Origin of the sequence: Rhizobium mongolense subsp. loessense, from assembly GCF_900099775.1 — a bacterium.
Taxonomy (GTDB): domain Bacteria; phylum Pseudomonadota; class Alphaproteobacteria; order Rhizobiales; family Rhizobiaceae; genus Rhizobium; species Rhizobium loessense.
In genome coordinates this window covers 888,388-899,771 of the sequence record NZ_FMTM01000001.1, presented here as the reverse complement: position 1 = coordinate 899,771, position 11,384 = coordinate 888,388, and the positions used below count along the sequence as shown (strand labels likewise).

10 protein-coding genes and 1 pseudogene are annotated in these 11,384 nt (G+C 62.4%); 3 read left to right on the top strand and 8 right to left on the bottom strand.

Annotated features, from left to right (window positions below; translation table 11 throughout):
* The first annotated feature begins 11 nt into the window (after nucleotides 1–11).
* Nucleotides 12–737 (top strand): ligase-associated DNA damage response endonuclease PdeM, encoded by a 726-nt coding sequence (gene pdeM, locus BLP23_RS04475; RefSeq protein WP_092583694.1) that lies wholly within the window; start codon nucleotides 12–14, stop codon nucleotides 735–737.
* Nucleotides 738–890: 153 nt separating this feature from the next.
* Here pdeM and BLP23_RS04470 read toward each other — a convergent pair whose 3' ends face one another.
* The 3 genes from BLP23_RS04470 to BLP23_RS04460 form a co-directional block, all read right to left on the bottom strand.
* Entirely contained in the window at nucleotides 891–1,472 is a 582-nt protein-coding gene (locus BLP23_RS04470) for a transglycosylase SLT domain-containing protein (RefSeq protein ID WP_022718280.1), read from the bottom strand.
* A gap of 121 nt (nucleotides 1,473–1,593) precedes the next feature.
* On the bottom strand, nucleotides 1,594–2,031 hold the full coding sequence (locus BLP23_RS04465; protein WP_092583693.1) for a universal stress protein: 438 nt from the start codon (nucleotides 2,029–2,031) through the stop codon (nucleotides 1,594–1,596).
* Nucleotides 2,032–2,118: 87 nt separating this feature from the next.
* Nucleotides 2,119–2,679, bottom strand: coding sequence for a dihydrofolate reductase family protein (locus tag BLP23_RS04460; protein WP_092583692.1), 561 nt, complete (start codon nucleotides 2,677–2,679; stop codon nucleotides 2,119–2,121).
* 119 nt (nucleotides 2,680–2,798) lie between these two features.
* Between BLP23_RS04460 and BLP23_RS04455 the strand changes: the two genes are divergently transcribed.
* Nucleotides 2,799–3,305 (top strand): winged helix-turn-helix transcriptional regulator, encoded by a 507-nt coding sequence (locus BLP23_RS04455; RefSeq protein ID WP_092583691.1) that lies wholly within the window; start codon nucleotides 2,799–2,801, stop codon nucleotides 3,303–3,305.
* Here the strand turns inward: BLP23_RS04455 and BLP23_RS04450 are convergent, their stop codons facing one another.
* Together BLP23_RS04450 and BLP23_RS04445 are read right to left on the bottom strand one after the other, a co-directional pair.
* Nucleotides 3,306–4,112 carry a TIGR02186 family protein gene (locus BLP23_RS04450; RefSeq protein WP_039843867.1) on the bottom strand — a complete coding sequence of 269 codons (807 nt, stop codon included), beginning with the start codon at nucleotides 4,110–4,112 and terminating at the stop codon, nucleotides 3,306–3,308.
* Nucleotides 4,112–5,032, bottom strand: a complete 921-nt coding sequence (locus BLP23_RS04445) for a sulfite exporter TauE/SafE family protein (protein ID WP_092584268.1) — start codon at nucleotides 5,030–5,032, stop codon at nucleotides 4,112–4,114. Before BLP23_RS04445 ends, BLP23_RS04450 begins: the two co-directional genes overlap by 1 nt.
* A gap of 235 nt (nucleotides 5,033–5,267) precedes the next feature.
* On the opposite strand from BLP23_RS04445, the pseudogene BLP23_RS35195 reads away from it, so the two are divergent.
* Nucleotides 5,268–5,423: pseudogene (locus tag BLP23_RS35195) on the top strand (transcriptional regulator); the annotation flags it as partial.
* Nucleotides 5,424–5,537: 114 nt separating this feature from the next.
* Here BLP23_RS35195 and BLP23_RS04430 read toward each other — a convergent pair.
* From BLP23_RS04430 to BLP23_RS04420, 3 genes are all read right to left on the bottom strand, one after another.
* Complete coding sequence (locus BLP23_RS04430) at nucleotides 5,538–6,608, bottom strand: D-alanine--D-alanine ligase family protein (RefSeq protein WP_092583690.1); 1,071 nt, start codon at nucleotides 6,606–6,608, stop codon at nucleotides 5,538–5,540.
* A gap of 35 nt (nucleotides 6,609–6,643) precedes the next feature.
* Complete coding sequence (locus BLP23_RS04425) at nucleotides 6,644–7,258, bottom strand: C39 family peptidase (protein WP_092584267.1); 615 nt, start codon at nucleotides 7,256–7,258, stop codon at nucleotides 6,644–6,646.
* Between the two features lie 309 nt (nucleotides 7,259–7,567).
* Nucleotides 7,568–11,335, bottom strand: coding sequence for a peptidoglycan-binding protein (locus BLP23_RS04420; protein ID WP_092583689.1), 3,768 nt, complete (start codon nucleotides 11,333–11,335; stop codon nucleotides 7,568–7,570).
* Nucleotides 11,336–11,384: the final 49 nt, after the last annotated feature.

The window sequence follows — 11,384 nt, the reverse complement described above, 5'->3', positions numbered from 1 at the left end:
AGACGAAATTGATGAACCGCCTGGCGCTTGCGCGTGAATTGAACGGATTGGTTCCGATGCCGGGCGTCGAAACCAGTGTTCATGGCGTTGCGGCCGTCTGCGATCCGCTCGGCGCGCTCTACCTGCCGGATGCCGGCATCCTCGTCGTTTCCGACCTGCATCTCGAAAAGGGTGCCGCCTTCGCCCGTCGCGGCATGCTACTGCCGCCCTACGACACGCTGGCGACGCTGACCGTGCTCTGCGCCGTCATCACCCGCTACAATCCGAAGCTTGTCGTCTCCCTCGGCGACAATTTCCACGACCGCGTCGGCTCAGCGCATCTACCGGATACTTTCCGCTCCCTGATCGACAACATGGCCCGCGGCCGCGAATGGATCTGGATCAACGGCAATCACGACCCCGACGGCACGGTCGATCTGCCCGGCTCTTCGGTCGATGAAATGCACTATGCCGGCCTGACCTTCCGTCATGAGCCGAAAGGCGGGCTGCAGAGCGGTGAAATCGCCGGTCACCTGCACCCCGCAGCCACCGTCCGCCGCCGGGAAAAAGCCGTCCGCCGCCCCTGCTTTGCCACCGACGGGGCCCGCCTCCTCATGCCCGCCTTCGGCGTCTTGACCGGCGGACTGGATCTCGGCCACAAGGCGTTGACGGGCCTGTTCGACAGGTCGTCCCTAGTCGCTCATCTCCTGGGGCGGGATCGGATTTATTCGGTGAGATTCGGGAATTTGCGCAGCTGAAGTTGAGCGCCCGCCCTCGTCCATCGAGGCCCCTTCTGGCACCTCAGGATAAGGGCTCTCGCCGCCGTTGCTTTTCGATAGACAATGCTGCGCTTACTCCAAGGGCGAAGCCCCGAAAGACGACAATGGCCACCACGCCATAGAAATCGGAGCTCAATTACAGCCCTGCAACTGCCGCTGATAGGTCGCTGCCATATCGGCGAACCTTTGTGCCGTCTTCTGCAACTGCGCATTCGAGCGCCAGTCGCCGCGCTTGTAACCCTTCGGCCCCGAATAGTAAGCGATGTAGAGCCTATAGGCGTCGTTGAGCTGGATGCCCGTCGCCTGGCTGTTGCTGTAGTGGTACCAGCCGATGAAGTCGATCGCGTCGGCGAAATTGGTGCGCCGCGCAGCCCAATTGCCGGTCGCCGACTGATAGTGGTCCCAGGTGCCGTCGAGCGCCTGCGAATAGCCGTAGGCGGTCGACGGACGCGTCCAGGGAATGAAGCCAAAAAGCTTCGTGCGCGGCGGGCGGGCGTTCGGCTGGAAACCGGATTCCACATACATCGTCGCCATCAGGATCGGCACCGGCACGGCGTATTTCTTCTCGGCGCGCTCGGCCGCGTGCTGCCAGTTGCTGAAGAAGCCGTTGCGCTGTTCGAAGACAGCGCAGATGTTTCTGGTCTGGCGAGGCGCCGTGGCGCAGCCAGCAGCGAGCGCCAGCAACACCAGGGCGAGAAGAGTACGGGTACGCAAAACAGAACCTCTCGTTTTCGAGAGATTACTAACTCGTAAATCTTAACACTCGGTTTTTAGTCAAAGGCGAACAAGCACTCCGCACCGAGGCTTGCCCCGCTGCCGCAAGCGCCGGGTCTCATCAGCGGTAGACCAGAACCGGGGTCTTTGAATGGGCGAGCACCTTCATCGTCACGCTGCCGACCATGAATGCGGTGAAGCCTTCGCGTCCGTGCGATGCCATGGCGATCAGGTCGCAGCCGCGCTGCGCGGCTGTGTCGATGATGGCCTTCGCGGGTTCGTGGCTGGTCACCTGGGTCGTATGGCAATCGACGCCATGCGTACTGGCCCGGGCACCCGCATCCGCCAGGATCCGGTCTGCTGCTTGCTGGCTGTGCCGGCCATATTCTTCGCGCGTGGATTCCAGCTGATCGATATTCGTGGAAAAGATATGGAACGGTTCGACGACGGTCAGGACCGTTGCCTTGGCGCCGATCTCCTTGGCAAAGGCAAGCGCCTTTTCAAGCGCATCGGTGGAAAGCTGCGAACCTTCGGTCGGGATGAGAATGTGTTTGTGCATGGGCTGGCTCCTCCTTCAACGCTCGCATATTGACGGAGGAACCAGCCTAACACGTTGATCTGCATCAAACTGTCGCGAATGTCGGCGTCAGGCTGCGCTCGCCGGTTCGTAACGCAAGATCACCGCGCCGGTCTTCAACGGTGTCGCTTCCAGCAGCCTCAGCGGTCGTTGCGCCGTCGCCGCCTTGAAGTGCGGATTGCCCGCGCCGAGAACCACCGGCACCAGGCAGATGCGGATCTCGTCGACAAGACCGGCCTTCAGCATCGCGTCGCAGAGTTCGGCGCTGCCGAAGATGAAAATCGTTTTGCCGTCCTGCTCCTTGAGCCTTTGAAGCTCGCAAACCGGATCGCTGACGATGCGGGCATTGTTCCAGCCCGGCTCTTTCATCGTCCGCGACACGGCGATCTTTGCGGTGTTGTTCATGTATTGCTTGATGTTGTCATCGTCTTCCGCCGTCGGCCAATAGGCGGCCATGCCCTCGTAGGTCTTCCGACCGAATACGAGCAGGTCGCCTTCCTCGCCCAATTGTTCGGAGTATTTCCGCAGTTCCGGCCCCCAGACCAGATTGTGGAAGTCGATGTCCCACGGCTTCGTGCCTTCGAAGTAGCCGTCGAGTGTCATCAGATTCCAGACAACAAGCTTTCTCATGTCGATTTCCTCCATCCGATAGTCAATCCATACCAACAGCACCGGTTGCAATCAGCAACTGGTTGAAAGTTAGATAAACCGATGGCAAAATGCAAGTGGTTTTTTTAGGAGAATGAGAAATGGACGACCTTCACCGCTCCGGCTGCCCGATCAATCTGACGCTGGAAATCCTCGGCGACCGATGGAGCCTGATCGTCATTCGCGACATCATGTTCGGCAATCGCCGTCACTTCCGCGAGCTGCTGCAGAATTCGCAGGAGCGCATCGCCTCGAACATCCTTGCCGACCGCTTGCGCCGCCTCGTGGACAAGGGCTTGCTCACCCGGGAGGACGATCCCACGCATAAGCAGAAAGCCATCTATAGTCTCACCGAAATGGCGATCGACCTCGTGCCGCTCTTTGCCCATATGGGCGCGTGGGGCCGCAGGCATCTGCCGGTGTCTGAAGAGCTCTCCATTCGCGCCGAGTTGTTGGAAAATGGCGGCCTGAGCCTTTGGGAGGATTTCATGGATGAATTGCGGGCCAAACACCTGGGCAAGCAACTGCCACCGGGAACGCCCTCGGTGCTCGGCCGTCTGACCGAAGCCTATCTCGACGTCCTTGCAAAAAAGAAAAAGTCCGCCTGATCAATCCTTGCGGAAGACGATGCTTGCGCCCCAGCCGGTCACGATCGCCAGGAACACGGCGAACATGCCGTAGGGAATCGGCTGTTCATGAGCCGCATCGGTGAGCATCTGCTCGATACCGGTCTTGATGACGCGCAGCGGCACCGACTTTTGCGTCACGAACACGCCGCTCTTGAAGAGATAGGCACGCACCGTATGCACGCCGTTCGGAATGTTGGCCGGCAGGCGAAGGCTTGCCTTGAAAAGATTGGAACTGACGAAGCGCACGCCGGTCGGGTCGCGCTCGTAGAGCCCGCCGGTCTGCTGCAGCCGCCGGAATGCGGTGCGGAACTCGCCGAGGCTGCTGCCGTCTCCGACGAAGCCGACGGGCGTCAGTGGAATATGGTCGATGCCGATCCCCTGATCGGTGAGGTCGAGCGGGGTCACGACGTCGTCGATCGAGCGCGAGCTCGACATCGAATAGGAATGCGGCACGCCCTCGAACGTCATCGAGTCGGTATTGATCCAGATGCCGAAGACGCGTTCCTTCTTGCGCACCGTCGCATCTTCGCGCGGCCCCTCCAGAACGACGACGACGTCGTATTGGCCAACAGCAAGCAAAAGGTTGTCGGTATTGGTCAGCGCCCCGAAGATCGTCAGGTCCGCGCCGCGGAAATCGGACGTGATGGCGATTTCGCTACTGGACGTGCCGATCTCCAGCCCCTCGCGCTCTTCTTCGGAATTCTGTCCCGGCAGCAGCATCTGCGCTGCGGCAATCCCCGGCAGCAGGCAGAAGAGACCGAAAAGGCAAAGGCGCAGCCGCTTCATCAGTACGCCCCCATCACGACGGAATAGATGTCCGCGGGCGTCACGACCAGCGCCACCGCCAGGCGGATGCCAACGGCGAGAACCAGTAGCCCGAGCAGCGCCCGCAATTGTTCGCCGCGCAGTTTCTGGCCGACGCGCACGCCGTATTGCGCGCCGACGACACCGGCCACCATCAGGATGAAGGCAAGCACGATATCGACGGAAAAGTTCGTCGCAGCCTGCACCACGGTTGTGTAGGCGGTCACGAAGATGATCTGGAACAGCGATGTGCCGACGACGACATTGGTCGGGATGCGCAGCAGGTAGATCATCGCCGGCACCATGATGAAGCCGCCGCCGACGCCCATGATGGAGGTCAGGATGCCGATCCCAAAGCCGAGCGCGACGATCGGGATGACGCTGAGGAAAATCTTCGATTTCTTGAACCGCACCTTCAGCGGCAGGCGGTGAACCCAGTGGTGATGTCCGGGCCTGCGCGGTGTCGGCGGTACGTTCTTGGCCGCCCGACGCATGGCGTTGATGCTTTCGAGTAGCATCAGCCCGCCGACGGCGCCGAGGAAGATGACGTACATCAACGAGATGATGAGATCGAGCTGACCGACCCGTCTCAACAGCGAGAAGATCCAGATGCCGATCGTCGCCCCCGCAAGACCGCCGACAAGCAATACACTCCCGAGCTTGACGTCCAGCGTCCCGCGCCTGAAATGCGTGATCGCGCCGGAGATCGAGGAAGCGACAACCTGGTTTGCGCCGGTCGCCACGGCAACCACGGGCGGAATGTTATAGAAGATGAGGAGCGGCGTGATCAGAAAGCCGCCGCCGACCCCGAACATGCCGGACAGGAAGCCGACGGCCGCACCCATGCCGAGGATGATGAAGATGTTCACCGACAATTCTGCGATGGGCAGATAGATTGTCACAGCCGACCCCGAATTATGAACTGCCCCGCCGGGCAGGTATCTTGCGTCCCGTTCGAATGGCGCATCATACGGTGAAATCGTTGCCAGAGGCTTTCGATAAACGACATGCGATCCGCGCATTACGCGAGCGATAAGTTCCGATTAATTGGGCTTTTTTCAGATTTTTTGACGATGGCGCGCGAGGAGTTTTGTTCGCCGGAGAATACTTAGCCATTACGCTAAGTATTCTCCGGCGATACTTAGCCTCAGGGATCAGCATTCAGAACAGCTGAGCGGCATCTTTCTCGCGCTTGCGGACCCGACACCCCGTGCAGTGCTCGGCCGTTCAGGCGAAGGCCGGGTCAGCATCAGTGACCTCGCGGAGCCGTTCGACATGGCTCTCTCGTCCTTCAGACAGCGCCGACCGCAACATGCACGCCGAAATGGGCTCCCACGATGGCTGGGGCACGGTTATCGAGCAGCTTGCAAGGCAAGTCGACAACCGCGCCTGAGGGCTATCGCATCGTCACTGCCCGGCCCGTGCCAGCCCGTGCGCCACGAGCCGGTCGATGATTTCGGCATAACTCACGCCGCTTACCGCCATTGCCTTGGAATACATGCTGATATCGGTGAAGCCGGGGATGGTGTTGATCTCGTTGACGAGGAATTGCATGTCCGGTGTCAGGAAAAAGTCGACACGCGCCATGCTGTCGCAGCCGACGGCCCTGAAGGCCCTTGCGGCCATATCCCGCATGCCGGCCTCGACCTCCAGCGGCAGTTCTGCCGGTATTTTCAGCGCTGCGCCGTTCTCATCGATATATTTCGCATTGTAGCTGTAGAAGCCATGGCTCTCCCCCGGCACGATCTCGCCCGGCCGTGATACGAAGAGGTTGCCTGCCGTATCCTCCAGCACGCTAAATTCGATCTCGCGCCCACGAACGAACTCCTCCGCAAGCAGTTTGCGGTCGTGCCGGAAGCCTTCCGCAAGCGCCCCGTCGAATTCCTGGCTGGCATGGACCTTCCTGACGCCGACCGATGAACCCTGCCGCGCCGGCTTGATGAAGAGCGGCAGGCCGAGTTCGTTTTCCAGCGCGGCGAAGGGAGGCTGTGCGCCCTCGTGAATTGTCACGGAGCGGGCGATCGGCACCCCGGCCGCCTTCATAAGTTGCTTGGCGATGTCCTTGTCCAGCGCGGTCGCCGATCCGAGAATGCCGCAGCCGGCAAGGGGCACGCGGGCAACCTGCGCAAGGCCCTGCACGGATCCGTCCTCGCCATGCAGGCCGTGAAGGACCGGAAAGAGGATGTCGATCGTTGGCAGTTCGTAAGCCGATCCGCCAGCGGGAATTGCAAACATACGTCCGCGTCCGCCCGGTACGAGGCAGACCTCGGCTCCCCTTTCCGGTTTCGCAAGCGCACCATCGTCGAAGCTGCTCAACAGCCATTGTCCTTCGCGGGTGACGAAGACAGGAATGGCGTCGTATTTTTGAGGCTCCAGCGCGCGCATCACATTCGTAGCCGAAAGCACCGAGACATCGTGCTCGCTCGAGCGTCCGCCGAAGAGCACGGCAATGCGCAGTCTGTTTGAGGCCTCGATCATGTAAATTCTCCGGCATGACTTGGTGTTGAAAAGGCTCAGAAGCCGACGGCGATGCCGCGGTTGGCGAAGAAGCGGTCGAAGACGGCAAGCGGCAGCGTCACATGCGCCTGGCTTTCGGGATTGTGTCCTGAAGGATTGTGGAAGCGGATGACCTCGGGCGAGGCGGCCGTCACCAGCACCAGATGGCCGCCCTTCGATGGCGGCTCACGTTCTGGCCAGCGGATTGCGTGATGCACCGAGGCGATGAAGAACTGCCGCTTCGAAAGAAGTTCGGGAATGGCGCCCGTATCGACATTCGTCATTGTCTCCGCGCATAGCCCGAAACGTTCGGTGACGAACTTGACGAAAGGCGCATAGATCAGCCCCTTGATCGAGGCATCGGCCTCATTGACGACATAGCCGCCATAGGCCGCGCAGCTGCGGGCAAGATCGAGCGTCGGATGGTGTTCACCGCGCGCGGCAAGGATCATCTTCAGGCAGGCCATCCCGCAGACATTGACGGCCCAGCGGGCATATTCCTCGATCGTCTGCGCGCCGGAATGCCGCCACAACGGATCGCGCATGAGCGCCGCAGAGCCCTCCGCCATGACCGGCAGCGTCATCTCGGGCGTTTCCCATTGGCTGAAATAGGGCACTTCGGCCCGCTGAATATTCACGAATCCCCCATTGGTGATCAAATCGCGCCGGGAAATTCCACAAGCAAAACGACCCTTTTGCGGCGGACGCAAAGGGTCGTTCAAAATTGCGGTATAGGAAAATGCCACAAGAGCCGCAGTTCTTCGCCGACGTCAGGGAGAATCTTGTTAACGTCCGGTTGCCTCAGCCGGATTTGTTCAGGCAAATATCTGACGCGTATCACGCTCCTTGGCGATTGCTCTCGATCGACGGCCCCGTGAGCTGACGGACGTAGAAGCAGTGCTCAATCCCGATCAGTTTCGAACGCTTTCGTTGTCCTTCCGTCAAGCTTTTGTCGTGTTCTTGGCGTTGCGCTCCAGGAGCGCCTTTACCGTGTCGTCGTTGATCCTGCCGCTCGGCTCCTGGCCGACCGACTTCTGGAAGCTCTTGATCGCGGCGGTCGTCTTCGCGCCTATCTCGCCGTCCGGCGGGCCGGCGTCGAAACCGTTGTTGTTGAGGATCGCCTGAATGTTGCGGATCGCCTTCTTCATATCGACGGTCGAGGTCTTCGTGCCGTTGCTCGCCCAGCCGTCCGGGATTTCGATGCCGTTGGCCTTGTTGTCGAGCGGCTGCGGCTTCCAGGCGCTCGTTGCAGCCCGTGCCCTTTCAAGGTCGGCGGGCTTCATCGCCTTTGCCACTTCGTCGCGCTTGGCGCTGGCGTCCTTGTCGCCGCCCTGGGCGGCGATGGCGAACCACTTGTAGCTTTCGCCGAGGTCCTGCGCCACGCCGTTGCCGCGGGCGCAAAGGATCGCCAGGTTGAATTGGCTGTCGGTGATACCAAGATCGGCGGCCTTGGTGAACCATTTTGCTGCGGCCGTGTAATCCTGCTCGCCGAGCGCGCCGGAGGCGTAGAGCACGGCCAGATTGTGCATGGCGCTGGCATTGCCCTGATTGGCGGCCTGCTCGTAGAAGGCCTTGGCCTTGCCGATATCGCGCGAGACGCCGGTCCCCTTCTCGTACATGCTGCCGAGACGGTACTGCGCCGGAGCAAAGCCCTTGTCGGCGGCAAGCTGATACCAGTTTGCGGCCTGCGCCTGGTCGGCCGCCAGGCCGTTACGGCCCTCGGTATAGCGTGCGCCGATCTCGAAGAGCGCGAGCTGGTCGCCGTTGCGGGCGGCGTCTGCAAGCGCCTGCGGCTGAATAGTGTCCGGCACCGATATGGAAGGTACCGCGGGCGAGGCATTCGTGGAAGCGGGAACATCTTTGGGCGAAAACGCTGCAGCGTCCTGTGCCGGTGCGCCTGGCGTCAGCGTCGAGGCACCTTCGCCGTCGAGCGGTACGACGTCGGTCAGGTGACCGGCTGGTGCGGGCTGCATGGCTTCGGGCTCGGTCTGTGCCGTCCCTAAGGCGGGCGGCGTTGCGGCCTCGGTTTCTGCGGATTCCGTCAAAGTGGCGGCTGCGGTTGCTTCCACACTCTGTTCCGGCATGGCCGAACTATTGGCTGCAACGGGGTTCTGCGCTGCATCCGAAAGCACCGAGACTTCGGCCGGAGGCGCCTGTTCACCGCTGGTCAGCGTGCGGGCAAGGGGAAACGCCATGATGGCGAGCAGCACGGCGCCTGCAGCAAGTAGAAGTGGACGGCGGAAGCGGCTGAAGGCGCTGGCGCCGCCGGCAGGCTTTGGCGCCTTGGATTTCTTCTCCGCCTTGACCGGCTGGGCCTTTGGATCGGCTTCCATGGCGGCGGCCTGGGCTGCGCGGCGGGCGGCGGCGATATAGTCGGCGCGCTCGTTTTCCGTTGCCGGTTTCGGATTGTTGCGTGCCGCGGCCTGGCTGGCGCGCACTCGCTCCAGGATCTTCTTCACGTCCGGTGCGCCCGAGCCTGGCTCCAGCGGCTCGTTCGATGCTTCCTCGCCAGGCATCAGGTCGACCGGATCGATCGACGGCGCGGGATCGATGACGGTCCGCTCGACAGCCTTGGCCTTCTCCGTCTTCTTGCCCGGAATCAGCCGCTTGCCGAGTGCTGCAAGCAGGCTGCCTTTTGCGGTCGTGGCGGCTCGAGCGGGATTGGTTGCGGCTTCGATTGCGCTCGCGCTCGTATCGGCCGTAGGCACAACATGCGCAGGCACGGCAGGCTCGTTGACGCTTTCCGCCGTGCGCAGGAGCGGCGAGGTACCCTTCTGGCCGAACACGGCCTGCGTCTCGCTTTCCTCGGCACCGGCGGGGACCAGCGCGTAAGGATCGATCTCGAAATCGGCATTTGCGGCGGGCATTCGTGCGGTCGGACGGCTGCGGGTTTCCATGTCGTCCAGCCGGTCGGCGATCTGCACCAGCGTCTCGTGCAGCGCCTGGAACGTCTTGTGCGTGCGTTCATCGCTGCTGCGGCTAAGCTCTTCCAGATGCCGCAGGTCTTCGGCGAGTGCGTTTAGCGCCGACATATCGGCGGCTGGAACTCCGCCGACCTGAAGACCGCCGTTGCGGGAATAGGCCTCGACGACGGCTTCGGCCGCCTGGCGGGCCGCCTCGATGATGTATTCGTCGCTGGTCGCCATATAGTCTTCGATCGCGCCCATGCGGCGGTCGAGCTCGACGGGAATGCCGTCACCGCCGGCGCGCGGCGTGTTCATCAGCGCTGAAAGACCGGCAATCTGGTCTTCGAGGTTCTTCAGGGCTCGCGAATCCGTCGGCGGCGCCGCCGTGCTTTCCTCGAGGCGTGCCGCGATGTCGCTGAGGCGCCCCTCGATGCGGCGGAATGCGCCGTCATCGGTAGCCGCGCCAGGCGCAGGCTGCACGTCCATCTGGTCGATGCGGCGCGCAAGATAGTCCAGCCGTTCCGCCAGCGCGTCGTTGACTGCGCCGCTTTCCAGGGCGTCGATCTTGCGGGAGATGTCGGCGAGCGTGCCGTTGAGATCTGCCTGCGGAACCGTCTTGTGGGCCCGCTCGAGCATGAAGGAAAGCTGCTCGAGCCGCTCGTCGAGGCGTGCCGTCGCCTTGGTATTGGCGAGTTCCTCGACGCGCCGCGTCAGCATTTCCAGCCGGTCGGCAAGGCCCTCGGCGGGCAGGGCGTGGCTTTCCGCACTGCGGCCCACCATATCGATCTGCTCGGCCAGCGCATTCAGCCGGCCTTCGAGGCGATGCATCAGCGCCGGGTCGCCGCTTGCCGCGCTGCGCCCGCTTGCCGCGATCGCACGGCTGATCTCGTCAAGGCGCATATCCATAGCGGCAAACTGCTCGGCCATGGCGCGGTCATGTGGCTGGATCATGCTGCCGAATTGCTCCATCGCGGTGGCGATCGCAATCAGCTTGTCTTCCAGGGCGCGCACTGCCGGGCTCTCGCCCATGCCGCCGATATGGCGCTTGATATCGTCGAGCCGATAGGCGAGCGACACCAGCTCTTCCTGCAGGCCTGCCGTGTCCAGCGCATGCAGCTGGTTCTCGAAGCCGTCCCAGCGGTGTTCCATGTGGCGGATGGAATCCTCGCGGGCAAGCCCGTCCATCAGTGAGCGCAGCTCTTCGAATTCATTTCGCAGGCCCGCAGCCTCCGGGCCAGCCGAACGGCTGGAGAGCTGGTTGATGCTCTGGGCGAGCCGGCCCATGTCTTCGCGGATGTCGTCGGCGAAATGCCGGTCCTGCGCGCTCGTCTTGATCTCGCGCAGTTCCGTGCGCAGCGCATCCATCTCGCGCGCTACGCCATCCGAAATGTCGCGCTTCAGGTCCTGGCGCAGGTTGACGAGCGCCTGGGCAATCTCGGTCATCGTGTCGGGCGAGGTACCGTAAGCAGGTGCAGCCTGCGGTGACGGCATGCGCGGGGCCGATGCCGGTTCGCGGTAAAGTGCACGTTCGGCGGCTGCGCGTTCACGACCGGCATCGAGCGTGCGCTGGCGCTCGCGAATTTCTGCGAGCGGGTCAGGCCGCGCTTCCGGCCTCATGTAAGCCGGTTCGTAAGGTCTGCCGTAGGTTTCGCGCTCCGCGGCGGCCGGCTGCTGTCTCGGCTCGCGGCTTCCCTTGCCCATCAGCCCTTCGATGCGTGCCTCAAGCCCCTCGATCGTGCGGTTCAGCGCATCGAGCGACGCTCTGTCGGAATGCCGGGGGATATTGGATCGCGATCCGTTCATCTTCCTGCTCGCTTCGTCTGCTCGGGACCCTCGTCAGGGCCAGGCCTTT